We start from the raw sequence: 22,529 nt of genomic DNA, 5'->3' as shown, positions 1-22,529 counted from the left end.
AAAATGAAGAGGGTGGGGAAGTCGGTTTGGATCAGGCGGCGATTTTGGGTCGGAAGCGAGCTGTCGAGACATCGCATTCATAGGCTGCAGCAACGGAATGGGGATCAAGCGCCAGTTCGTCCACCGCATCCAGGATACGCTCGACCTTTGCATCATCCATCAGTACGCTGAAGTTCAGGCGCGTCCATCCCGGTTTTTCGATTTCCTGCCCGGAGAGAATGGCCTGACGGATTGCATCTGACGCAGCTTCGTCAATATCCAGCAAACGATGGGCGTAGGGGCCGGCACAGGCGCAGCCGCCGCGGACCTGAATGCCATAACGGTCGGACAGCATCCGCGTGAAAAGCTGCTGGTGGATGAGGCCGCCGGTTACGGTATCGCGGATCTGGAATGAGAAAATCGGCAGGGCTTTTGCCGTAGCGTGACCGAGAATCCTGATATTTGGATTTTTACTCCAGTGCGCGATAGCCCGTGCCCGCAGTTCGGCATTGCGTTCATCCATGAAGCTCTGGCCAATCACATCCTTGACGATGAATGCCAGTGCTGCGCGGATATCGCCAATGACGTCGGGTGTTCCACTTTCTTCAAGAGTGGCCAGACTGTTTGAGTAATCATGGTTCCAGGGAGAAACGAATTTGACCGTCCCCCCACCCGGGAGGACAGGACCACATCGCGTAACGGCGTCATTGCGAACGATCAGAATGCCAGAGGCTGCAGGGCCACCAATGAACTTGTGGCAGGAGACAACAACGGCATCCTTCTCCACGGCTGTTCCGGGTTTCATGTCGATGGGCAGATAGGGGGCGGCACCGGCATAATCCCAGATCGAAAGCGCGCCATGTGTCTTCAGGAGGGCCGTGACAGCGTCCACGTCCGTCATGATGCCGGTGACGTTGGATGCAGCCGAGAACGAACCGACTTTCAGACGCCCTTCGCCGCAGGAGGTCAGGGCTTCTTCAAGAATGGCCAGATCCGGGCCACCTTCTGCGGCTTCCGGGATCTCGATGATTTCGGCACCGCTTTCCCGCCAGGGCAGAATGTTGGAATGGTGCTCGTAGGGGCCGATGAAAATGACCGGGCGATTGCCAGCCGCACAGCGGGCGGGAATTTCCAGAAGATGCACAAGACGGTTCAGACCGGCGGTGGCGCCGTTCCCCATAAAGATGGTTGTGAACCGATCTTCTGGCGCATGGCACAGATGGGCGATCGTGGCGCGGGCTGAATTGCGCATCCGGGTCATGTATGCGCCACACAGTGAAGCTTCAGTGTGGCTGTTGGCGTAGTAAGGGAGGACTTCGTTCATCACGAAGGTTTCGACCTGAACCAGTGCGCGGCCCGATGCCACATAGTCTGCATACAGCATGGACTGCACGCCAAAGGGGCTCATGAACTTCGTGCCATCTCCAAGCACGCCCTTGCGCAGGGCATCTCGTCCTGTTGCGCGTAGGGTTTGCTCGAACTGCGCCAATGCTGTTGCGCTGTTTTCAAGACTGCCGATCGTTTCCATGGTCCCTGATCCTTCCCTAATCCAATAAAAAAATACCTCACCGGAATGGGGAAAAACCGCACCTTTATTGTAGACGGAAAGAGGTTTTTTGTTGTCATTTACATTGATATGAGCAGAATCATCGATCAAACGGACCGTGCCATTCTCCGTATCCTCCAGAAGCAGGGTACACCCTCCCAGCGTGAACTGGCTGAACAGGTCGGCCTGTCACAGAATGCCTGCTGGCGTCGTCTGAACGCCCTGCGGGAGAGCGGAATTATCAGCCACGACACCGTGCGCCTCAATGCGCAGGCGCTGGGGCTAACATTGACGGTTTTTGTGCTGATGAGGACGCGGCACCATTCACGCGAATGGTTTGAAACGTTCCGCAAAGTGGTCGTTTCGATCCCAAACATCGTTGATTTTTACCGGATTGCCGGTGAGTATGATTACCTTCTCAAGGTTGTGGCCTGTGACATGAACGATTTTGATCGTGTCTATCAGCAGATCATCAGCAAGGTCGAGCTGGATGCCATTACCTCATACATGACCATGGAAACCCTGGCGGATAACAGGGATCTTCCGGTCTGATATATTACTGACAGGGATCTTTCATGACTGAACCGGACCAGCTCGCCCAAAGCCTGAGAACACGGCATATTGTCATGATTGCTCTGGGTGGCGTGATCGGTGCGGGTTTTTTCATCGGCTCATCAGCCGCTCTCTCAATGGGTGGTCCGGCGGTCATTGTGTCATATGTTCTGGCGGGACTTCTGGTCTGGCTGGTCAACAGCATGATGCGGGATCTGGCGTCTGTTACGCCAGGGCGTGCGTCGTTTCTCGGGCAGATCCGTCACGCTCTTGGAGATCGTTTTGGTTTCGTGGCGGGTTGGACGTACTGGCTGACGTGGGTGACGGTCATTGGTGTGGAAGCGATTGCTGTCACGTCTATGCTCACACCCTATATTCCCGTTCCCTATGCCGTTCTGGAACTTCTGGTTCTCAGTGCCATGACGGCTGTCAACCTGCTGTCCGTCAAAGGTTATGGCGAATTCGAATACTGGTTTTCAGCCATCAAGGTTCTGGCCATCATCGTATTCAGCGGGATCGGTTTCTGGGCGCTTGGGGTTCATTCCATTCCCGTGAAGGAGAACCTGTTCAGTCATGGCGGTGTTCTGCCGCACGGCCTTCTTGCTCTTCTGGCGGTTATTCCAACCGTATTGTTCTCCATGGGTGGAAGCGAAATCGCGACGGTGGCTGCGGTTGAATCCGACAATACGGAGCGGAATATCGCGCGCGCGACCCGCACCATTCCCTTGCGGATCGGTGTTTTTTATCTCGTCACCATTTCGCTGATCCTGTGCCTCGTCCCATGGACCGATATTGTGCCGGGACAGTCTCCGTTTCTGCTGGTGTTAAACCGGTTTCATGTGCCTTTTGCGGCACTGGCTATGGGGATTGTTATTCTTGTCGCGGCTTTGTCGAGCCTGAACTCCGGGATCTACGTGACATCCCGTATTTTGTATGAGCTTGCAGAGACAGGCGATGCACCATCCACTTTTCTGGTCGTCGAACCTAAAACGCAGCTTCCCCGTCGTGCCCTTCTGGTAAGTGTAGGATCATCCATTTTTGTTGCAGCAACGGCTGTTCTGTCGCCGGGTCTGATCTTTGCTGTTCTTGTCAGCCTGACGGGCGGTTTCATGCTGTTCAATAACGCGCTTCTTGTGTTTGGACGCCTGAAAATCATGCCCCGGAAACCTGCTGGCGCCTATGTTGCCTTGGCTCTGATTGCCATGGCGATTATCGCCATGATGATCCAGCCCGAGACGCGCTCACAGATCGAGATGGGTGCCTTTGCGATTATAGTAATTCTGCTGGCAGAGCGCTTTCTGCCCCGGGCTAAAAGCCTTCAGAACAACGCCCCCTGAGCTGGCGACAATGGAACGTCCGCGCCTGTATCCTTCAAAATCCAGGCGCGAAGAATGGCCAGAATAGCCTGCTGCTCATCCTTGGTCAGAGGCTTGCCGGAGCGGATGCCGTGCCATTTTGAAAGGCAGCCACGGCAGCATGACCCGGTGGCGTGCTGGGCAATGAAAATGGGGTGGCCGCGCATGGGCGTTTGTTTTCCATCCTGCGCAGGGAAAGCCGGAGCAAGTCGATCCCGGATGAATGTCGCGCCATGCTCCATGACGGCATCAAGCCCGCGGCTTTCCAGATATTGCTGCGCCTGTTCATCCAGGTGGAACCGGGCACGGAACCGGGATTTCTGAAGTCTCAGGAGAAGCTCTTCGGGAGAAGAAACGCTCAAGGAGGACCAACCTTCTGAAAATACGCAAAAAAAATGTTGTGAGGGCGCTTTCACCCTCTGTAAGAACATCTGTTCTTACTCCATATGGTGCCGGATGGACGCTTTTCCGAGACGCACCCGAACTGATTCTGCATCTGGCGATATGGCCAGCCTGCCGGTCCTGTCCCCGCTTCAGGTTCAGGATCTGTTCACAGCCCGTCTGGACGAGATTTGTGGCCAGTTCGAAGAGTGGGGCTTTCCGCTTGTTGTTGCCGGACAACTGGGTGATGTCGCACCGAATGCTTACCGGAAATACTATCAGCTTCCCTTAATCGACCCGCAGCTTGGAACCTCTATTTTGCTTGAGGCGACCAAGTCCATTTTGGCCGTGGCAGATGTTCGCGCAGGTGACTATGTACGGGTGACGGGCTTTTTGAGAGCGCGACATCTCAGGGGACAGGTGGCTCTTCGGTTTGAAGCGTTGGCGGTTGACCCTTACGATCCCGGACGACAGAAGGTTGATCGCGCTGAAAAGTCGCTTCTGGATGTTCTTCGGGGATTGAGCTGGGAGTTCCATCCGTATCCTGAGCGGCGGGAGGCAAGGCTTCTGCTGATTCACTCTGCGTCCTCCAATGCTCTTGTGGCGGAAGACTTTCTTCAGGGTCTCGGAGGCGGCTGGCGATCAGAACGTATTCGGTCTTTGCCGGTAGCCATGACGGACCCGCATCGGATTGCTGATGCTATTGGGACGTGTCGGGAAGACATTATTGTTCTGATCCGTGGTGGCGGAGATATGTCAGAATTTGCGGTGTTTGAGCATCCACTCGTTCTGGAAGCACTGGCCACCTGTCAGGCGCACCGGGTTCTGGGTGTGGGACACACCGCCAACCGGACGCTGGCCGAGCGTCTCGTCGACCATGCTGCCACGACGCCGGCTGATGCAGGGCATTATATTCGCAGGATGAGCGGTCGCCTCTGGCAGCAGCAGGAGGAAGCGCGCGCACAGCAGGAAGAAATTGTCGCCCTGCGAGAAAGTGCTGCATCCATGGCGGTGGCGCCACCTGGTCCGGCTCTGGGAACAAGGCTCAGAAATGCTCTGATCTTGCTGGGATTAGGGGTGCTACTTGGTTGGCTGCTCCCAAGGTTTTTCTGATCTTTGGAAAGCCCCATCTGTCTTTGGATAACGCCTGCCTCGAAAGGCCGAGGCAGGCGTGTCAGGCTGTGTGGAGTAGCAGGCGGGAAAACTCTTGCGTTGGCGGTGTTAGCGAACGTCGACCCGAATCACAGGGTGCGTGACTGAACCGTCTGCCACAGCGTGCATTTCGATCTGGATTGGTTGTGCCCCTGCCGTGTTGATCCGATGGGCGACGGGCTGCAGATCTGACTGAGTTGCTTCAGTCATGGCTTTGGCCTGTGCTGCGGGATCGTTCTGTAACGGAACCAGAAGCTGCACGATGAACAGAACGTTTTCCTTACGGGCAAGAGCTGCTTTCACAGCCTTGTCCACGGCAGGGCCATATTCTGCTTCCGGCGTTCCGCCCTCAATCTGCAGGAACGGGGGTTTGGGTTTGGGGGCTGGCGGGGCGGGGGGGATATACGGACGGGGTGGTTTTCCAGCCTGTGGGTTGAACGTGCGCTGATCGATCAGCTGGCAGCCAGCCAGCAGGGGAGTCACCAGCAGGATGCTTCCCGCCAGAAGAAGGGCACGTGGAGCCATGATGCCTCGAAAGGAACGAAAATTGCGGAGAATTGCAGCCATATTGTGCGGGACCGTCGCAGGAACGGACGGTTTGGGCAAGATTAAGCGCATCAAGTTCATGAAAAACTGTGCCAACCCCCTGTTGCTTCTTTGTAGCGATGCTATGGATGATGCCCTTTCGTCAGAATAGCGGAGTAGGCAGGCATGGCGGTAAAAATCGCAATCAACGGTTTCGGACGTATCGGACGTCTCGTTCTGCGCGGCATCATCGAGAGCGGCCGTACGGACGTTGAAGTCGTAGCCATCAACGATCTGGGTTCGGTAGAAGCAAACGCTCACCTGCTGGGTCACGATAGCGTTCATGGTCGCCTGCCGGGCAAGGTCCGCGCGGAAGGCAATACGCTCATCATCGAAGCGAATGGTCGCACTTACGGTCCGATCACGGTGTCTGCCGAGCGCGACCCCTCCAAGGTACCGTTCGAAGGCATTGATGTTGCCATGGAATGCACGGGCCTGTTCACGACGCGTGAAAAGGCTGCTGCCCTGCTCGAAGCTGGCGCAAAGCGCGTGATCGTCTCCGCTCCGGCAACGGATGTGGACGCGACCATCGTCTTCGGTGTGAACGACGACGTTCTGACGCCGGACATGAAGGTGATTTCCAACGCCTCCTGCACCACGAACTGCCTTGCACCTGTTGCGTCCGTTCTGGACGAAGCCTTCGGCATCGAGCGTGGCTACATGGTCACGATCCATTCCTACACAGGTGATCAGCGCACGGTGGATACGCTCCACAAGGATCCGCGTCGTGCCCGCGCTGCGGCTCTGAACATGATCCCGACGTCAACGGGTGCTGCCAAGGCTGTTGGTCTGGTTCTGCCACACCTGAAGGGTAAGCTGGACGGCACGGCCATCCGTGTTCCGACGCCGAACGTCTCTCTCGTTTCCCTCGACTTCGTGCCGAAGACCGTTCCGGCTTCCGCTGAGGCCGTGAATGAAGCCATTCGTGTTGCGTCCGAAGGCAAGCTCAAGGGGATCCTTGAGTACAACACGGACCCGCTGGTGAGCACGGACTTCAACCATTCTCCGGCATCCTCCACGTTCGACGCCACGCAGACGGCTCTGGTCGATGGTGGCCAGCTTGTTCGTATCTGCGCCTGGTATGACAACGAGTGGGGTTTCTCCAACCGTATGGCGGATACGGCCGCCGCTTTCGGGAGCCTCTGAACCATGGTGTTCCGCACGCTCGATAACCTGGAGGCACGCGGTAAGCGCGTGCTCGTCCGGGCTGATCTGAACGTGCCGATGCATGACGGCGTCATCACTGACGCCACGCGCATCGAGCGCGTTGCCCCGACTATCAGCGAACTCGCCGACAAGGGCGCGCGCGTTGTGGTCCTGAGCCATTTCGACCGCCCGAAGGGCAAGGTCGTTCCGAGCATGTCTCTGCACCCAATCGCCGAGAAGCTTGGCGAAGTGCTGGGCAAACCAGTGGCTTTCGTTCCGGAATGTGTTGGTCCAACCGTTGAGGCGGCTGTTGCTGCCCTCAAGGATGGCGACGTGCTGGTTCTGGAAAACACGCGCTTTCACGCGGGTGAGGAAGCCAATGATCCGGCTTTCGCCAAGGCGCTTGCAGAAAATGGCGATATTTTCGTCAATGATGCGTTCTCGGCGGCTCATCGCGCCCACGCCTCCACGGAGGGTGTGGCGCATGATCTGCCGTCCTTCGCCGGGCGTCTGATGCAGGCCGAACTCTCGGCTCTGTCGGCCGCGCTGGAAAACCCGGAACGTCCGGTTGGCGCCATCATTGGTGGCTCCAAGATTTCCACGAAGCTGGATCTGATTGGCAACGTCATCGAGAAGGTGGACACGCTGTTCATCACCGGTGCGATGGCCAACACGTTCCTGGCGGCTGAAGGCATTGCTGTGGGCAAGTCCCTGCAGGAAGCGGACATGCACGAAACAGCCCGCAAGATCGCGCATCTCGCGCAGGAAAAGGGCTGTGAAATCGTTCTGCCGGTTGATGCCGTTGTGGCGCGTGAGTTCAAGGCTGGCGCCGAGAGCGAAGTGTGCCTGATTGGGGAAGTTCCGGCTGATGCCATGATCCTCGATGCCGGTCCGCGCACGGTGGAACTGATCAACGAGCGTCTGGCGACTTTGAAGACGCTGGTTTGGAATGGTCCTCTGGGGGCGTTCGAAATCGCGCCGTTTGATCGCGCAACTGTTGAGGTTGCACAGGAAGCGGCCCGTCTGACACAGGACGGCAAGCTGCGGACTGTCGCAGGTGGTGGTGACACGGTCTCTGCTCTGCGTCATGCCGGTGTGGCTGGCCAGATGAGCTATGTCTCAACGGCTGGCGGTGCGTTTCTGGAGTGGCTGGAAGGCAAAATTCTTCCGGGTATCGAAGTGCTTCGTACGACAGGCCAGCAACTCGGTCTGGACTGATTATCAGAAAGCGGGGAGGGCAACCTTCCCGCTTTTGTGCCTTGGCCTTACGGAAAGAAAACTTCCTCAATTCTGCGGCTGAAAAGCTGCGAAATCGCGAAAGCTAAAGGGAGGCTCGGATCATAGCGCCCTTTTTCGATGGCGTTGATCGTTTGCCTCGAAACCGCCAGCGCTTCGGCCAGCGTTTTCAGCGAAGTCCCAAGCAAAAGTCAGCAGGGCAGTTCCCAGAAAAGACATTGCGATCGCATCCAGCTGAATGCGTCGTTGCAATTCATCCATTCGCCAGATTGTGCGCATGATGGCCCATGCCGCGGTCAGAGCTCCCAGCATGGGTGTAAGCGCCAGGACCGTTCTTGCGGGGAACCCGGGGTGAAATGCGCGTTCCAGATAATTTGCTCCGAACAGCAACACAACATACAGGATCACAGCACTGCCAAGTTCAATGAGATAGCGTCGACCATATAGGATTATTTATCCCTTCTTGTGTAAAGGATACTTTACTTTTTATGTAAGAATGTCAAATAGACTTTACATTAAGAGTTCCAACCTCTCGTACACATCGATCACGTTTTGTGACGTCACGAAACTTTCTAATTTTTCTAATTGTAATTTGAGGCTGCGACTCAGCACACTGATTTCAGCTTTTTGTTCTGCTGGAATCTACCCGATGCGCCTTATATCTGCCTTGTTGAGGTCTTTGCCCGTAGTTGTTCTGGCGACGACCTCTTGCAATGCACTTGCTGCTGAGGCTGCCTCATCGGGTTTATCCAATAAGAAGCCGCTTTCGGCTTTTGCTCATCCTTTTGACGCATCGCTGTCTCAGACGGTATCCGCCGATCCCAGACAGGGCGCGGCCCTCATGAGAGGGCTGCAAAAGCATCGAGCCAGCATGGTAGCGGAGCAGATGTCTTCAAGTTTTGGCGCCGCTCCATTGCCAGACGAAAATATTGAAGGCCCCCGGGATGCGGCTCAGCCGGATGCGTATCTCAAGCCTGATTTTTTTTCGGAGAAGGTTGGTCGCATTGATGATACCGCGGTAGACAATCATGCAGACCAGCATCGGAAAGGCGCAGGTACAGTTGCTGGAGGGCTTGCACTAGCCGTTCCACTCTCACAATAAGCGTCGGCTGAAGTCAGGTGTGCCGGTAGAGGTAGATTGAGCTGTTCGGCCCCTGAAATTTATAGACAAGTTCGTAGCTGGCGTAAATTTCCCTGAAGAGTTCCTTTCGGATGGCCCTGTTTTCGTTCACGGGAAATTCGTCCTGAGTGACAATATATTCAGGGCGCTTTGACAGGACCCGATGTAACTCCAGCATGACATCTATTCCTGTTGCGTGAACTTCAACAGCTTCATGAAAATGTCCGGGGAACGGATGAGTGGTCAGAGGGCACCAATAGGGCGTATCGTAAAGTTCTGGTGGCCCCTGATAGACAAAGACGCATCCAGGAGCCTGCTTCATCACGTTGAGCATAGCCTGAAATGTCTGCCGGTCCCCATGATCCAGCCTGTGCTTCCGCAGACTGTACTGGCCGATCAGTGAAACAACGCAGAGAAGTGCCACGACCCATATCCGACCTGCTTTTTTGTACCAGAGCGGGGCGCAGGTCAGAGCGAGGGGGGCGTAAAGAGGCAGGATATAATGAACATACCACCCTCCGAAGATCACAATGCCCAAGCCGGCAGTGCATGCCCAGAGAGTCAGGTAAAGATACTGAGGCTCTGAAGCTTTTTTGTGCGCCAGAACCCCTGTCACTACAAGACCAGGGATCAGCGGGAGAATATCGACAAGCATCCGTTTTTGAAGATGATGGATTTCTTTGATCGGGACGTGTCCACGAAGGAAAATTGACTCTAGGTTGGCGAAAATCCACTCTGATCGATGTCCAAGCGCTGCATAAAACGTAAAAATTATAGCAGTTGGCAGAATACCTGCCCCCGCCAGAAGGCTGACATCTTTCAGAATCCCGGAGAGGGAACGAGAAGCAAGAAAGCGGTGGAATACACAATAGAGCCCGACGAAAATGCCTTCGAACACTACGGTGTATTTGATCTGCATGGCCAGACCGAAGAGCAGCATTGCAGAAAGAATATCTCGCGTTTGTAGCAGTTGGCCAGGACGCATAAGGCGACGCAGGATAAGCGCGACAGCCCCTGCAACAAGCAGATTGTAGAAAATGGGTGTTTGGCCACCTTCTCCCAAAGAGAGGTTCAGCAGCGCTACATAGAGAAGAGCCGAGACAAAGGCTCCAACCGTTGGAGCTATGGTCTGTCCCATTCGAAACAGCAGCCAGGCCGTTCCCCAGACGGCCATTACGGCGCCCGCCTGATAGGCTATAATTCTGTACGGGCCAAACAGATGGAAGAAAGCATAGAGAAGAAAGATGCCAAACGGTTTTCTATCCCAGATCTGAATGTAGGGGAGGTCTCCATGGAGCAGGCGGCCACCGCCAAAAAGATAAAATTCCTCATCTACGTGGATAAGAGGGTTACCGAAGGTCTGGAGCCGGCTCGCAATAATAAAGGCGAATAGAATAATATTTAATAAAAGTATCTTATAACGGGAAAGCATGGGCCAGAACATTCAGGTTGTGATGTCATTTCAGATTTATCGATATCTCTGTGTCCTTGTATATTTCTTTGTAACTCTCTGTTGAGGCTTGGTTGATCAGATGTGAGAGTGTTTCATGAAATTTTCAAAAATGTATTCTGAACTCCAAACAAAAACGGGCTGCCAGAAGAATATCTGGCAGCCCGTTTGCGGAAGAAATGTAGGATCAGTTCTGAAGACCGTTTTCGCGACGGCGGTGCTCGACCTCAGATGCCATGGCTTTTTGAAGCTTTTCCATGGCCCGGGCTTCAATTTGCCGGATACGTTCACGGGAAACATTGTAGTGGTGTGACAGATCTTCGAGCGTTGATGGCTCTTCCTTCAAACGACGTTCTGCCAGAATGTGACGTTCACGCTCGTTCAGGGTCATCATCGCCTGGTCCAGCAGAGCCTTCCGCCCACTGAATTCCTCAGAAGCCGCGTAAGTCTGTTCCTGGTTTTCCGTGTCGTCTACCAGCCAGTCCTGCCATTCTCCTTCGCCGTCAATGCGCAGAGGAGCGTTCAGGCTATGATCAGGCGCGGACAGGCGCTGGTTCATGGACACAACATCCTGCTCAGGTACGCCGAGAGTTGTTGCGATGGAATTGACCTGCTCTGGCTTGAGATCGCCGTCATCAATGGCCTGCATCTGCCCCTTCAGGCGACGCAGGTTGAAGAACAGCTTCTTCTGCGAGGCAGTTGTGCCCATTTTTACCAATGACCAGCTATGCAGAATGTATTCCTGCATGGCGGCGCGGATCCACCACATGGCGTAAGTGGCAAGACGGAAGCCGCGCTCCGGATCGAAGCGACGGACGGCCTGCATCATGCCGATATTGCCTTCGCTGATCAGTTCATTCACCGGTAATCCGTAGCCGCGATAGCCCATGGCAATCTTGGCGACGAGACGCAGGTGAGATGTGACCAGTCGATGTGCGGCGTTGGTGTCTTCGTTCTTCCGCCAGGCACGGGAGAGATCAAGCTCTTCCTGTGGGGTCAGAAGGGGGAATTTGCGAATCTCCTGAAGATACCGGGTGAGGTTGTTTTCAGGACCTACAGAAATGACAGCTGGAGATGCCATGGTCTTCGACTCCTTTCGCCCGGGGTGTGCCTGGCTCGATGAGGTGATGACTCATACGAACCGGCGGCAGGAAGGTTCCTCACACCCAGGTGACGCATTGGGAAGGACTATCACGTCCCCAGCCGTTTGCCCCCGAATTGGGCGACGTACGGTGGTACGATCCGTTCCGGCGGCGCGTCAGCTCGTCGGATAAGTCAGCTTATGACAGGTATAGCCGAAAAGGTCAAGAATTTTTAAAGGTTGAGCCTGTCAGGCGATTTTTCAAGTCCTGGAAATCCTGAGGAGGCGCAGTTTCGAAAGAAAGGGGCTGTTTCGTCCGGGGATGGATAAAGCCGAGTCGAGCTGCGTGGAGGGCCTGCCTTGGAAAATCCAGAGCAGCATCCTTTGCGTCTTGTGGCAACCCACGGGCCGCGGCGGGGATACGGCGCAGATAAACCGGGTCTCCCAGAAGCGGGTGTCCGGCCTGAGACAGATGCACACGAATCTGGTGCGTCCGTCCGGTGGCCAGCTTACACTCAATCAGGGAAACGCTCGCATGAATGGGCTCCAGCAGTTTGAAGCGCGTCAGTGCGGGCTTTCCGCCGGACTGTACGACCGCCATACGCTTGCGGTCTTTTTTGTCCCGTCCGATTGCTCCGTCGAACTCGCCAGACGCGGGCAGGAGGCCCCAGGCCAGAGCCATATAGGCGCGGTCTATATCTCTCGCTGCGAAGGCTTCAGACAAAGCATTATGCGCCATGGCGTTCTTTGCGACGACCATCAGTCCGGACGTATCTTTATCCAGACGATGTACGATTCCCGGCCGTTTTTCGCCCCCAATGCCTTCGAACCCTTCGCCGCAATGGCCCAGAAGGGCATTGACCAGAGTGCCGGTTTCATTGCCCGGAGCCGGATGCGTGACGAGGCCGGCCTGTTTGTCCAGAACGATCAGATCCCGGTCTTCATAAAGAATCGTGAGGGGTAGATCCTCGGCCATCGGGCGGGCGGGGAGTGGGGTGGGGAAGGATAGGATCAGATCCATTCCTTCACGCAGCGTATCGGAAGGTTCGCGAACGATCTGTCCGTTGCGGGTCAGATGCCCCTCTTCGATAAGGGTCTTGACCCGGGAGCGGGAAATCGTGCCGATGGCGTCAGCAAGGGCGCGGTCAACGCGCTGACCGGCCAGACTGGCATCAACAACAAGGCGGAACGGGGTTTCAGGATCTGACATGAATCAGGGTTTAGCCGAGGATCGGACGGGCAGCGAGTCAGGGGCTTCAAAAGCGTTGTTTGCGGCCGTCATCATTATGGGTGTCATGATTGTCGTGGGGGTTGCCGTCATGATTGGCGTGATTGGCTACCGTGCCATGCATCCGCACCATGGCCCGGCTCTTGAAACGCAGGCCCCAAAGGGGCTGTCTCGTTTGTCTCTGCCGCTAGGGGAGGGGGAGCATATTCTCAGCGTGACGGCGCGCGGGGATGGCATGATGGCTGTGACCCTTGGCAGGCCTGGAGCTGAGCGCGTTCTGCTGTGGAATCCGGAAGCCGGGAATGTGGCGGCGGAGCTTGATTTTGGGTCTGTTGCAGGAGTCCCCTGAACATTCCAGGCGCTGATGCGTTTCCCATGTTCGAGATTATATCGGGACAGAGATTATGGGACGCATCCTTGACGCCGCTTTGGCAACGGCAACTGTTTTCGGCGCGCAGTATTTCGGACGGGAAATCAGCCCTGTCGAAGACGGCTCAACACGACGCTGGTATCATCATCTGAACAAGCCAGCGTTTTCGCCGCCAGCTCCTGTTTACGCTGTCGTCTGGACATTACTTGACGGTCTTCTGGCGTGGTCGGGGTATCGCTTGCTCAGAGCGGAAACGTCTTGCAAGCGGACGCTGGCTCTATGTCTTTGGGCGATCTGTGTTGCGGGTGTTGCAGGGTTTCCGTTTGCCGTCTTCCGTAAACGTCGGCTTGATGCTGGTCTTGCGATCTGTATTGGTTTGGTTGTGACGTCTGGGGCATCAATCTGCACTGCTAGAAAGGTGGATCGTTGTGCTGCAAAGCTTCAGATCCCATTCTTTGTCTGGCTGACATTTGCCGTCTTTGTTCAGGAAGAAGTCTGGCGCCGCAACTGAGCTGCTTCGGTGTTCTTCAGAATGGAATCCATGAGGCCCGGGAAGCGGATCTCCAGTTCTTGAAGGCGCAGGGAATTATGGTGCTGCACACCTTCGATCCGGGTGTGCAGAATGCCGCTCTCCCTTAGGACCTGAAAATGATGGGACATGCTGGATTTAGGGCGTGATCCGATCAGGGCGGCGCAATTCGCTTCGCGCAGCACGTACAGTCGTTGGACAATGTCCAGGCGCACAGGATCTGCCAGGGCGCGCAGGACCGTTATCAGGTCAAGTTTTTCCAGATCAGGCGAGTCATGGCAGGGCATACGGCGTCTTATCCCTTCCTTGTAGAATTGACGCAACACTTCTATAGTTCGATCGTTATCGAACTATAGAAGTTTCGATCAAGGAGTACCCTTTCATGCCCGATCTTTTTGATCCCATTGAACTTGGTGACTTTTCAGCCAAAAATCGCATTTTCATGTCTCCCCTTACGCGGGCTCGTGCGGGTCGTGATGCTGTGCCAACGCCGATCATGGCAAAATATTACGAACAGCGGGCAGGCGCAGGTCTCATCATTTCCGAAGCAACTGGCATTTCCCGGGAAGGACTGGGGTGGCCCTATGCACCGGGGATCTGGTCTGATGAACAGGTTGAGGCTTGGAAGCCGATTACAAAAGCTGTTCATGACAAGGGCGGCCGTATTGTCTGTCAGCTTTGGCATATGGGCCGGATGGTCCATTCGTCAGTGACGGGGTTACAGCCGGTTGCACCTTCTGCCACGACGGCCCCACGTTATGCCCATACATATGATGGAAAGGTGCCATACGAGACAGCCAGAGCTCTGCAACTGGAGGACATTTCGCGGATAGTGTCGGATTATGAAACGGCAGCGCGGAATGCAATCAGAGCGGGCTTTGACGGTATTCAGCTTCATGCGGCCAATGGCTATTTGATTGATGAATTTCTGAGGGATGGGACGAACCATCGCACTGACGAGTATGGCGGCTCGCCTGAAAACCGTATTCGTTTTTTGTCGCAGGTTGTGAGTCGTATTGTCGCGACGATTGGTGCGGAAAAAACCGGTGTTCGCCTTTCTCCCAATGGAGATACACAGGGATGTCTGGACTCAGCGCCTGAAACTGTTTTCGTCCCGGCTGCTGCAGAGCTTGAGCGTTTGGGGGTGGCGTGGCTTGAGCTTCGCGAAGTTGGTCCGGAAGGAACCTTCGGAAGTACGGACCAGCCCAAATTGTCCCCGGAAATTCGGAAGGTATTTCGCCGACCGCTGGTTTTGAATCAGGATTATACTTTCGAAGCCGCACAAGAGGACGTTCAGCAGGGTCGTGCTGATGCAATCGCCTTCGGTCGCAAGTTTATTTCGAATCCTGATCTTCCGATCCGTTTCGCCAAGGGATTACCCTTGCAGCCGGATGATATGGCAACTTGGTACAGCCGTGGAGAGCATGGTTATACGGACTATCCGTTTGCAGACTGACTAAAAAGAATGCCGGAGGATGGGAGACCTCCGGCATGACCGCTCGTGATTGCGGTAATCAGGCTGACAGAGTGATCAGATCTGCTGTCTGTTCGCTCTCGACCAGATATGGGCCTCCAGCGACCACTTCGATGGCCAGCATACCCAGGCTGTTCGGCTGTCTGTCGTTGAGAACGAGCAGGGCGTTCCCGTTCGTCCAGCGACGGCCACCCGCTTCGCGTGCGTACCAGCCATTCTGTGCATGTGCGTCATTCACGGCTGTCAGGCAGACGGAGCGACCAGAGTCATAGAATGTGATGTCTCCGACGCAGATGCCGAGTGTGCGGCGGTCGTCCATGAATGGGCCGATTGTCTCATGCGGAGAACTTGCTCTGGAAACCAAGCGCACAGACCTGACCGAAGCCGGGATCATGAACATGCTCCGGCCACCGACCTCACGTGTCTTGTGTATGACAACGCCCGTATTGGATACCAGATGAAAGTCAGGGTCTGTAACGAGGTTTGCTCGTTGTTCGGCCTGGGAAAGGCCAAGAAGAGGCAGTCTGTCACAGATTTTCTGGAAAAGTGTCTGAACGCTGTCTTGTGAAGTGGAAAGGGGGGCCGCAGCATCCGTGTCCCAGTTCAGCGCCTGACTTCCAAGGTGGATTACTGTTCCGCCCTGACGAAAGGCGTACCGGTTTCCTGTGTCGAGGTACGTTTCCGTCAATACACCGTTTGCCTTGATAATGGCGTGTGCTTCGGTCTCGATGTGGAAATAATCGTACTCGGTGATGCTGTGATCGTAGAAAATGGACTGTCCGTTGACCAGCATTCGTACGGGCGTAAAGGCTCCGTTCAGGAAAAGGCAATGCTCGGCGGTTACGAGCAGGTCACGTGAAGGAACGCCATCTGCAATTGCGTTCTTGATGATCCGTACAGGGTAACCTGCGGTGTCATCAGGCAGATTTGTGTCCACTGTAATGCGAGCTTTACCTGTCCAGACAAGAGGCGCGATCACTTCCTGACCGTTCAGGTATGTTTTGACAAGATCACCTGACTGAAGGTTTTCAATGGCTTTTTCGCCATCGGGAGTCTGGATCATGTTCCCAGCGAGATAGCAGGTGATGACGCCGCCACTTCCGTCGGACTGGGTGAAGGATTTTGAGTAGGAAACAGGCGTTCCGCCGAGCCACTGAGGAATGAGCCCGTAATTCGCTGTCCCTGTTGTTTGGAGATTGAAAGGGTCTCCGGAAAGAGTAATTGTCCGACCAGCTTCAAGAATTCCAAGCAAACTTACGCCGTCGCCAATTGTAGTTGTATTTGTTGCAATGTCGTAAGAGGCTGGAATTGAAGAAGAGTTTGGAAAATCCATCACAAAATTCTTTGGGATGGTCGTTGTGGTGTTCCCGTTTGCATCAACGAATGTAATGGGAAGCTTGAGAACGCCGACACTCAGTCCGGTCGGTTCAATCTTAACCTCTCCGCCTGCAGGCCCTACTTTAATACTGTTCAGGACGTTGGCGCCAATCAGGCTTCCTTGAACATCAAGAATGCCGCCGTTGACAGTAAAAGACGTTCCGACGCCAGCATCTAGCAAGCCGCCGCCCACTTTGGCGGTTGCCCCATTCTGGACTGTGATGGATGAGAGGGCGCTTACGCCAGCAAGTCCGCTTGTTAGATCTACAACAACGTCATCCCCTGAAGGAGTACTACTGTTCTTTGTGACAACAATAGAACTAAGTGCAGAAACTCCAGCTAAAGAAGATAGGTCGCCAGAACTATAGACTGTAGCGACACCTGCATTCACGCTGACCAATGAAGCTGCCATCTTGGACCCCCATATATTTTAATTAACGGATAAGAATCGCATTTAACGTTCTTTACCATTAAAGATATTTTTCACCTTATGGCCTGTAACGATTCGAGTGCAAGGAAAAAATTAACATCAAAATTAATTAGAAATTAACAAAGTTATTATATTAAGGTGTTGAAAAATATGAAATTTATTATGTCTTAAGATTTCTTGGGTTGTTTTTGTGATCTTCACGATCTTGTTATAATGAGGAATTATTCGTTAATAATTTGAGAAATAAGAGATTTGATATTCTCGGGGTATTTTGGGATTACTTTGGATTATTTGGGTTTTTTTACATTTGAATGAATGCATAGCTTTGTCTGTTCGACAGGATCTGGCGCTGGTCGTGAGAGGTTGCTCAAGTCAGTATTCGAGTAAGCATTCGCAGTGATATGTGTTTTGCCGTGCCGTGGTCTGAATATGAAAAACGGCGCCATCTCTCTCGATGGCGCCGTAAAACTGCTTATTCTGCACAAAGGACAGGACGCCGCTTTTGTTCAGACATCCAGCAGGCGGTGTCTGAATGATAATCGGGGCGTGTCATAAGGCGGAAATCATGGCTTATTCCGCAGGGCGAGCCAACTCATACAGAGCAACAGCTGCCGCGTTGGAGACGTTGAGGCTTTCCATATTCCCAGGCATGTAAACACTCGAAATCTCATCGCATGTTTCGCGTGTCAGTCGGCGTAGTCCTGCGCCTTCCGCTCCGAGAACCAGGGCAACCCGCCGCTTTCCAAAGCTTGTGCCATCCAGGCGGGTGCCGCCAGCGTCCAGGCCCACAACCCAGACGTCCTGAGATTGAAGTGTGGCGAGCGCGCGTGACAGATTGACTTCGCGAATGATGGGAACAAGATCTAGCGCGCCTGAGGCGGCCTTGGCCATGGCGCCGCTCTCCTGCGGCGTGTTGCGATCCTGGACCAGGAGGGCGCATGCGCCGAACGCAGCGGCAGAGCGCAGGATTGCGCCAATATTGCGGGGATCTGTAACCTGATCCAGCACAAGGATCGGGCCTGGTCGCTCAAGGGCATCATGGATGGTTGGGGGATCGAGGGGCTCTACGCGCAGGCAGACGCCCTGATGAACCGCATCCCGTTCGCAGAGTCGATCCAGTCGTTCACGTTCCACGGTTTGTGGTTGTGCGCGGGAAGACTGGCTGAATGCAGCGGCAGCTTCGCGCGTGGCAAGAAACTCAAGAATGACGCGGTCCGGATTGTTCAAAGCGGCTTCGACGGCATGGTGACCGTAAATCCAGTAGCCTGAAGCCGGCTTTCCTGAGCGTGAGGCACGTTCGGCATTACCGGAACGCTGTGGGCCTTTGTCCGCATGGCGGGACGGGGCGGCGGAGCGGGGGGAGGGTCGTCTGGACATGAAAAAATCATATAATCGACGATAGGCAATTGACATAGCCGTCTATCCGCCATATTCCAACCCCCGACCCGGAGAGGTGCCCGAGTGGCTAAAGGGGGCGGACTGTAAATCCGCTGGCGTACGCCTACGTTGGTTCGAATCCAACTCTCTCCACCAGGTCTCTCCCATCTAACTGATTGTTTTGACTGTTTTTCCCTAACGGGTCAGTTTGTGCTCATTGTAGCACAGGGCTGTAGCACCGATGGGCATTGGCAGCTTTGTCTATCGTCGTGGTGATACCTATTCGTTCAGGTGTCGCGTGCCAGCGCATTTACGTACGAAGACCACAGCAATCCATAAAAACAGAGTGGTGCCGCTACAGAAAGCGCAGCTACATCAAGCACATATGCCGCATCGCAACCTATTGCGATCAAGGTCACTCTGTCTTTCTGAATTCCTTCAAGTGCCCCGCCGCAAGGGGCAGGTCTTTCGTCAACGCATTCCAGCCTTAAAATTAATGTGAGAAAATTTGTTTCTATTCAAATTTAATACAAAGAATTTCTATATTATCTCTATTCATACGTGAGATAATAATATTTCGTTTTAACTCGCGATGACATTTTCTTACCTCCTGTAACTCAACCAGAGTGCAGGAAAGCAGTTTTCATGTTCAGGAAGGATTCATATCGCTGGCGTCTTCTATGTGGCCCGATACTTGGGGCCTGCTGCACATCGTTGATTTCCTTTTCCGCCGATGCGCGCGAGGGAAATGATACAGATCATGACATCAGTGCTTCGTCTGAAAATGTCATTGTAACGGGCACTCGCACGGCGGTTAAAGCTTCTAGAAGCATGGCGCCCATCGCCATTTTTACGGCCAATGATCTGAGAAAAACCGGGCAGACCAGCCTTCGAAATGCCCTCACAGCGCTTGACCCGTCTATTAATAATACACCTGGATATCCCGGTCAGCTTGGTTTCACGACGAAAACCATGTCCTTGCGAGGGCTGCCTGCTAACGAGACGCTAGTCCTCGTTAATGGTAAGCGTCGGCATATCATGTCCTCCGTATTTTATGGAGGAGCCATGCAAGGGCAGTCACCTGTCGATCTGGACCTGATTCCCTTTTCCTCAGTGGATCACGTCGAAATCCTCAAGGACGGTGCTGCTGCTCAATATGGATCAGATGCTATCGCGGGAGTGATCAACATTATCCTCAAATCTGCCAACCATGGAGGAAGTGCTGAATTAGGGTACAATCAGTATGGTTGGACCGTAGGTCCTTTGGGAGACTACGGGCGTGGGGGTAACCTGAATTATAATCAGGGCTTTAAAATCGGACGTAGCGGGTTTCTGAACATCACGGCAGAATTCGTTGGGAACCAGGCGACCAATACCGCTGGGTATGTTCCCAGAACGCAGGGTGGAAAGGCCGTTCTTCTCTATCCGCTTCTGGCGAATGGGCAGCAGGATCCGCGGGAGAACGGAAATCGGTATCGTCAGATTTCGGGGCAGCCTGAGTCTCAACGGCAGAGCATCGCCTATAATATGGAGGTGCCTCTTTCGGATGCTGCGACATTTTATTCTTATGGGACATATAGTCATCGTACGGTTTTTGCATCCGCCTGGTATCGGCCATCCAACTCCCAGCAGAATATCATGAGCGTTTATCCTGAAGGATACCTGCCGACTGATACGACCGAAGATCATGATTTTCAGATCACAAATGGTGTTCGTGGTCGCGATTTCTTTGGGTGGCAGTGGGATGCGAGCGTTAATTATGGACGCAACCTCAGCAGCATTGGCATTCAGAACACGTTGAATAACTCACTGGGGCCAGACAGCCAGCATAAATTCCACCTTCAATCGCTGGATAATTCTGAATTAACCGCGGATTTCGATATCAAGCGCAGTTTTCGAACGGGTCTGTTTTCCAGTCCACTGCAGGTCGCTGGCGGCGTTGAATATCGTTACAATGAATATGGTGTTTCGGCAGGAGAAACAGCGTCATATGCCGATGGCGGTTACGTTTTTCCGGCAAGCTACGTCTTTCCAAATGCTAGCCCCGCCTTGCCGGGCGCGTCTGGTCTGGGTTTTACGTCGCCATCACAGGCAGGGACGCACTCCCGTATGAACGGGGCGTTTTATCTGGATCTGACCCAGAAATTGACCAAGGATCTAACGGTCAATCTTTCTGGCCGTGATGAACAGTACAGTGATTTCGGTAATACGCTGAGTGGCAAAGTCTCCTCGCGGTATCAGGTTACGCCATGGCTGGCTTTAAGAGGGTCTGCCAGTAATGGATTTCATGCTCCGACACTTCAGCAGCAGTATTTCCAGAGCACAGCGCTTTATTATTCCGTCCTTCCGAGCACCAACCAGCTTGTGCAGTCCTATACGACCTATGCGTCCGTGGATAATCCGGGCGCGCGTGCTCTTGGGGCGACAGCCCTGAAGCCCGAAACATCTCATAACTTCAATGTAGGCTTTGTTCTGACGCCTCTTAAAAACTTGGATGTTTCTCTGGACGCTTACCGTATCGACATTTTCAATCAGATTGTCCCGATTTCCGTGGCGGGATCCGGTGTTGCGGGGGCCAGAGTGCTTGAGATCCTGCATGAGGCGGGTGTTGTACCGAATGATGGTCGTTACTACGGCTATACTTACGAACGAAACGCCGCGCATACGCGGGCGACAGGTCTCGATCTTCAGGCTCATTATCTGACGCGCTTCGGCCGTGCGGGCTCTGTGACATGGAGCCTGATGATGAACCAGCAGCAGCATCAGATCATTCGGGTCAATCCACTCAACGTTAATTTAGGGTCTGGTATTACGGCCCTGTTCCGCAGTCAGATCGGAAACATCACGACGCTTTATCCGCGCAATACTATTCGCCTGAATGCGACATGGAATATTCAGCGCTGGTCCACCACGCTCCGGCTTTCACGCTACTCCGCAACCAAGCTGCTGAGTGATCGAGGGGCTGCTTATGATGAAACTGTTGCTCCGGCGTGGCTGGTGGATTTCGATCTGACCTATCGCTTCCCGAACCGCATCAAAGTGTCTGTTGGCGGGAATAATGTTTTCAATCATCGCCCACAGACCCTGAGTGCAACAGCCCAAAGTGCTGCGTCTCTTCTTCAGGTGAACCCGAATTACAGCTCCGCCGCCATCTATGGTGCGGAGGGAGGATATTACTATGGCAAAGTCGCCTGGAGCTGGTGAACTCATGACACTGACACGTCGACGCAGTCTTATGCTCGGGCTGGGAGGCCTTTCGTTCGCTGCGGTCCACCGGCATGGCATTTCGAGCGCTTACGCCGCGGAACCTTTGCGGATCGGGGATCAGAAGGGAGGGGCACGCTCTCTTCTGAAAGCAGCAGGAATAGGAGAGAACGCTTCGTCACCCCTTCAGTGGAGCCTGTTTGCCGGAGCTCCGATGCTGATACAGGCGTTGACGGCAAAGGCTATTGATGCCGGGGTTATTGGAGATGCGCCGCTGGTCTTTGCCCAGAGTGGGTCTGACGAAATCAGGGCTATCGCCGGTGTGCAAACGGATGGAACGACAACGGCTGTCGTCGTGCAGTCAGACAGTACCGTCCGATCTGTCGCGGATCTGAAAGGAAAGCGTATTGCGACCCTGAAGGGACAGACCGGACATTATCTTGTTCTGGCGGCACTGAAAGCGGCAGGGCTTCAAGCGACCGATGTTCGGTTTGTTTTCATTCCACCTGTAGCGGCAAAACTGGCCTTACAAACGGGCGCCGTAGATGCTTGGGCAACATGGGGGCCATACATTTCGGACGCCAAGGTCTCCAACGGAGCGCGGGAAATTGTGAATGGCGGTCAGCTGATGAGCGGTCTGAGCTACGTCGTTGCCACTCGTGAAGCGCTGAAAAAGAACCCGACCGGCCTGGTGAATTATGTGCAGCAACTCAAGGCCGGGCATCAGTGGATGCAAACCCATACAGACGATTATGCCAAGGTGTGGGCAGAAGAAGTCGGCCTATCCCTTCCTGTAGCGAAGGATGTCGTACGCACGATGCGAGGGACGATTATTCCCCTGACGCCAGACATTGTTGTCAAGCAACAGCAGGTTTCTGACTTTATGACTGAAACGGGAATGATCTCTGGAAAACTGAATGCGCAGGCCGTCATGGATGGTAGTTTCACGTTCTGACA

The 22,529-nt window shown here is 54.3% G+C and carries 22 protein-coding genes and 1 tRNA gene; 12 read left to right on the top strand and 11 right to left on the bottom strand.

What is annotated here, in order from left to right; all coding sequences use genetic code 11:
* Positions 1-31 precede the first annotated feature (31 nt).
* A complete protein-coding gene (locus tag AC3B6F_RS13045; RefSeq protein WP_489824675.1) occupies positions 32-1,507 on the bottom strand; it encodes an aminotransferase class V-fold PLP-dependent enzyme in 1,476 nt (491 codons plus the stop codon).
* Between the two features lie 108 nt (positions 1,508-1,615).
* On the opposite strand from AC3B6F_RS13045, the gene AC3B6F_RS13040 reads away from it, so the two are divergent.
* Both AC3B6F_RS13040 and AC3B6F_RS13035 read left to right on the top strand, forming a co-directional pair.
* The gene (locus tag AC3B6F_RS13040) at positions 1,616-2,077 is read left to right on the top strand and encodes an Lrp/AsnC family transcriptional regulator (protein ID WP_010504285.1); all 462 of its coding nucleotides are present in this window, start codon (positions 1,616-1,618) and stop codon (positions 2,075-2,077) included.
* A gap of 23 nt (positions 2,078-2,100) precedes the next feature.
* Positions 2,101-3,414, top strand: coding sequence for an amino acid permease (locus tag AC3B6F_RS13035; RefSeq protein WP_489824674.1), 1,314 nt, complete (start codon positions 2,101-2,103; stop codon positions 3,412-3,414).
* On the opposite strand, the gene AC3B6F_RS13030 is transcribed toward AC3B6F_RS13035, so the two are convergent.
* Positions 3,396-3,794: a DUF4186 domain-containing protein gene (locus AC3B6F_RS13030; RefSeq protein WP_489824673.1), complete on the bottom strand. Its 399-nt coding sequence runs from the start codon at positions 3,792-3,794 to the stop codon at positions 3,396-3,398. The genes AC3B6F_RS13035 and AC3B6F_RS13030 overlap by 19 nt on opposite strands.
* 142 nt (positions 3,795-3,936) lie before the next feature.
* Here AC3B6F_RS13030 and AC3B6F_RS13025 point away from each other — a divergent pair, with 142 nt between their 5' ends.
* Complete coding sequence (locus AC3B6F_RS13025) at positions 3,937-4,926, top strand: exodeoxyribonuclease VII large subunit (RefSeq protein WP_489824672.1); 990 nt, start codon at positions 3,937-3,939, stop codon at positions 4,924-4,926.
* 108 nt (positions 4,927-5,034) lie between these two features.
* Here AC3B6F_RS13025 and AC3B6F_RS13020 read toward each other — a convergent pair whose 3' ends face one another.
* On the bottom strand, positions 5,035-5,490 hold the full coding sequence (locus tag AC3B6F_RS13020) for a hypothetical protein (RefSeq protein WP_489824671.1): 456 nt from the start codon (positions 5,488-5,490) through the stop codon (positions 5,035-5,037).
* Between the two features lie 186 nt (positions 5,491-5,676).
* Between AC3B6F_RS13020 and gap the strand changes: the two genes are divergently transcribed.
* The gene (gene gap, locus AC3B6F_RS13015; protein ID WP_061932083.1) at positions 5,677-6,696 is read left to right on the top strand and encodes a type I glyceraldehyde-3-phosphate dehydrogenase; all 1,020 of its coding nucleotides are present in this window, start codon (positions 5,677-5,679) and stop codon (positions 6,694-6,696) included.
* 3 nt (positions 6,697-6,699) lie between these two features.
* On the top strand, positions 6,700-7,914 hold the full coding sequence (locus AC3B6F_RS13010; RefSeq protein ID WP_426066857.1) for a phosphoglycerate kinase: 1,215 nt from the start codon (positions 6,700-6,702) through the stop codon (positions 7,912-7,914).
* A gap of 47 nt (positions 7,915-7,961) precedes the next feature.
* Here the strand turns inward: AC3B6F_RS13010 and AC3B6F_RS13005 are convergent, their stop codons facing one another.
* Positions 7,962-8,063: a helix-turn-helix transcriptional regulator gene (locus tag AC3B6F_RS13005; protein WP_489824701.1), complete on the bottom strand. Its 102-nt coding sequence runs from the start codon at positions 8,061-8,063 to the stop codon at positions 7,962-7,964.
* Positions 8,035-8,340 (bottom strand): hypothetical protein, encoded by a 306-nt coding sequence (locus tag AC3B6F_RS13000; RefSeq protein WP_489824669.1) that lies wholly within the window; start codon positions 8,338-8,340, stop codon positions 8,035-8,037. The genes AC3B6F_RS13005 and AC3B6F_RS13000 overlap by 29 nt, the downstream gene beginning before the upstream one ends.
* Positions 8,341-8,581: 241 nt before the next feature.
* Between AC3B6F_RS13000 and AC3B6F_RS12995 the strand changes: the two genes are divergently transcribed.
* Positions 8,582-9,034: a hypothetical protein gene (locus AC3B6F_RS12995; RefSeq protein WP_023943651.1), complete on the top strand. Its 453-nt coding sequence runs from the start codon at positions 8,582-8,584 to the stop codon at positions 9,032-9,034.
* A 13-nt stretch (positions 9,035-9,047) separates the two neighbouring features.
* Here AC3B6F_RS12995 and AC3B6F_RS12990 read toward each other — a convergent pair whose 3' ends face one another.
* From AC3B6F_RS12990 to AC3B6F_RS12980, 3 genes are all read right to left on the bottom strand, one after another.
* Positions 9,048-10,226 (bottom strand): hypothetical protein, encoded by a 1,179-nt coding sequence (locus tag AC3B6F_RS12990; RefSeq protein WP_489824668.1) that lies wholly within the window; start codon positions 10,224-10,226, stop codon positions 9,048-9,050.
* A 463-nt stretch (positions 10,227-10,689) separates the two neighbouring features.
* Positions 10,690-11,583, bottom strand: coding sequence for an RNA polymerase sigma factor RpoH (gene rpoH / locus AC3B6F_RS12985; RefSeq protein WP_010504308.1), 894 nt, complete (start codon positions 11,581-11,583; stop codon positions 10,690-10,692).
* Between the two features lie 223 nt (positions 11,584-11,806).
* Positions 11,807-12,793: an RluA family pseudouridine synthase gene (locus AC3B6F_RS12980; RefSeq protein WP_061932093.1), complete on the bottom strand. Its 987-nt coding sequence runs from the start codon at positions 12,791-12,793 to the stop codon at positions 11,807-11,809.
* Between AC3B6F_RS12980 and AC3B6F_RS12975 the strand changes: the two genes are divergently transcribed.
* Both AC3B6F_RS12975 and AC3B6F_RS12970 read left to right on the top strand, forming a co-directional pair.
* On the top strand, positions 12,792-13,160 hold the full coding sequence (locus tag AC3B6F_RS12975; protein ID WP_489824666.1) for a hypothetical protein: 369 nt from the start codon (positions 12,792-12,794) through the stop codon (positions 13,158-13,160). The genes AC3B6F_RS12980 and AC3B6F_RS12975 overlap by 2 nt on opposite strands.
* Positions 13,161-13,215: 55 nt before the next feature.
* On the top strand, positions 13,216-13,692 hold the full coding sequence (locus AC3B6F_RS12970) for a TspO/MBR family protein (RefSeq protein WP_023943641.1): 477 nt from the start codon (positions 13,216-13,218) through the stop codon (positions 13,690-13,692).
* On the opposite strand, the gene AC3B6F_RS12965 is transcribed toward AC3B6F_RS12970, so the two are convergent.
* The gene (locus tag AC3B6F_RS12965) at positions 13,665-13,997 is read right to left on the bottom strand and encodes an ArsR/SmtB family transcription factor (RefSeq protein WP_489824665.1); all 333 of its coding nucleotides are present in this window, start codon (positions 13,995-13,997) and stop codon (positions 13,665-13,667) included. The two genes, AC3B6F_RS12970 and AC3B6F_RS12965, sit on opposite strands and share 28 nt — an antisense overlap.
* A gap of 95 nt (positions 13,998-14,092) precedes the next feature.
* Here AC3B6F_RS12965 and AC3B6F_RS12960 point away from each other — a divergent pair, with 95 nt between their 5' ends.
* Entirely contained in the window at positions 14,093-15,166 is a 1,074-nt protein-coding gene (locus AC3B6F_RS12960) for an alkene reductase (RefSeq protein WP_489824664.1), read from the top strand.
* Positions 15,167-15,224: 58 nt separating this feature from the next.
* Here AC3B6F_RS12960 and AC3B6F_RS12955 read toward each other — a convergent pair whose 3' ends face one another.
* Both AC3B6F_RS12955 and rlmB read right to left on the bottom strand, forming a co-directional pair.
* The gene (locus tag AC3B6F_RS12955) at positions 15,225-16,973 is read right to left on the bottom strand and encodes a Hint domain-containing protein (RefSeq protein WP_489824663.1); all 1,749 of its coding nucleotides are present in this window, start codon (positions 16,971-16,973) and stop codon (positions 15,225-15,227) included.
* Between the two features lie 588 nt (positions 16,974-17,561).
* The gene (gene rlmB, locus AC3B6F_RS12950) at positions 17,562-18,368 is read right to left on the bottom strand and encodes a 23S rRNA (guanosine(2251)-2'-O)-methyltransferase RlmB (RefSeq protein WP_489824662.1); all 807 of its coding nucleotides are present in this window, start codon (positions 18,366-18,368) and stop codon (positions 17,562-17,564) included.
* 70 nt (positions 18,369-18,438) lie between these two features.
* Here rlmB and AC3B6F_RS12945 point away from each other — a divergent pair.
* The 3 genes from AC3B6F_RS12945 (at position 18,439) to AC3B6F_RS12935 (ending at position 22,527) form a co-directional block, all read left to right on the top strand.
* Positions 18,439-18,524, top strand: a tRNA-Tyr gene (locus AC3B6F_RS12945).
* 489 nt (positions 18,525-19,013) lie between these two features.
* Complete coding sequence (locus tag AC3B6F_RS12940) at positions 19,014-21,572, top strand: TonB-dependent receptor plug domain-containing protein (protein ID WP_489824661.1); 2,559 nt, start codon at positions 19,014-19,016, stop codon at positions 21,570-21,572.
* On the top strand, positions 21,547-22,527 hold the full coding sequence (locus AC3B6F_RS12935; protein WP_489824660.1) for an ABC transporter substrate-binding protein: 981 nt from the start codon (positions 21,547-21,549) through the stop codon (positions 22,525-22,527). Before AC3B6F_RS12940 ends, AC3B6F_RS12935 begins: the two co-directional genes overlap by 26 nt.
* Positions 22,528-22,529: the final 2 nt, after the last annotated feature.

The sequence above is a fragment of the Gluconobacter sp. ESL1110 genome (genome assembly GCF_058107395.1).
Note: the sequence above shows the minus strand (reverse complement) of the source record. Positions and strands in the feature narration are given on the sequence as shown.

Bases quoted from the DNA above. Each gene is read 5' to 3' on its own strand.
- AC3B6F_RS12935 (WP_489824660.1), top strand. From the start codon at position 21,547: ATGGCAAAGTCGCCTGGAGCTGGTGAACTCATGACACTGACACGTCGA.
- rpoH (WP_010504308.1), bottom strand. From the start codon at position 11,583: ATGGCATCTCCAGCTGTCATTTCTGTAGGTCCTGAAAACAACCTCACC.
- AC3B6F_RS12955 (WP_489824663.1), bottom strand. From the start codon at position 16,973: ATGGCAGCTTCATTGGTCAGCGTGAATGCAGGTGTCGCTACAGTCTAT.
- AC3B6F_RS13020 (WP_489824671.1), bottom strand. From the start codon at position 5,490: ATGGCTCCACGTGCCCTTCTTCTGGCGGGAAGCATCCTGCTGGTGACT.
- AC3B6F_RS13040 (WP_010504285.1), top strand. From the start codon at position 1,616: ATGAGCAGAATCATCGATCAAACGGACCGTGCCATTCTCCGTATCCTC.
- AC3B6F_RS13045 (WP_489824675.1), bottom strand. From the start codon at position 1,507: ATGGAAACGATCGGCAGTCTTGAAAACAGCGCAACAGCATTGGCGCAG.
- AC3B6F_RS12975 (WP_489824666.1), top strand. From the start codon at position 12,792: ATGAATCAGGGTTTAGCCGAGGATCGGACGGGCAGCGAGTCAGGGGCT.
- gap (WP_061932083.1), top strand. From the start codon at position 5,677: ATGGCGGTAAAAATCGCAATCAACGGTTTCGGACGTATCGGACGTCTC.
- AC3B6F_RS13010 (WP_426066857.1), top strand. From the start codon at position 6,700: ATGGTGTTCCGCACGCTCGATAACCTGGAGGCACGCGGTAAGCGCGTG.
- AC3B6F_RS13025 (WP_489824672.1), top strand. From the start codon at position 3,937: ATGGCCAGCCTGCCGGTCCTGTCCCCGCTTCAGGTTCAGGATCTGTTC.
- AC3B6F_RS12965 (WP_489824665.1), bottom strand. From the start codon at position 13,997: ATGCCCTGCCATGACTCGCCTGATCTGGAAAAACTTGACCTGATAACG.
- AC3B6F_RS12940 (WP_489824661.1), top strand. From the start codon at position 19,014: ATGTTCAGGAAGGATTCATATCGCTGGCGTCTTCTATGTGGCCCGATA.
- rlmB (WP_489824662.1), bottom strand. From the start codon at position 18,368: ATGTCCAGACGACCCTCCCCCCGCTCCGCCGCCCCGTCCCGCCATGCG.
- AC3B6F_RS12960 (WP_489824664.1), top strand. From the start codon at position 14,093: ATGCCCGATCTTTTTGATCCCATTGAACTTGGTGACTTTTCAGCCAAA.
- AC3B6F_RS12980 (WP_061932093.1), bottom strand. From the start codon at position 12,793: ATGTCAGATCCTGAAACCCCGTTCCGCCTTGTTGTTGATGCCAGTCTG.
- AC3B6F_RS13035 (WP_489824674.1), top strand. From the start codon at position 2,101: ATGACTGAACCGGACCAGCTCGCCCAAAGCCTGAGAACACGGCATATT.
- AC3B6F_RS12970 (WP_023943641.1), top strand. From the start codon at position 13,216: ATGGGACGCATCCTTGACGCCGCTTTGGCAACGGCAACTGTTTTCGGC.
- AC3B6F_RS12990 (WP_489824668.1), bottom strand. From the start codon at position 10,226: ATGGCCGTCTGGGGAACGGCCTGGCTGCTGTTTCGAATGGGACAGACC.
- AC3B6F_RS12995 (WP_023943651.1), top strand. From the start codon at position 8,582: ATGCGCCTTATATCTGCCTTGTTGAGGTCTTTGCCCGTAGTTGTTCTG.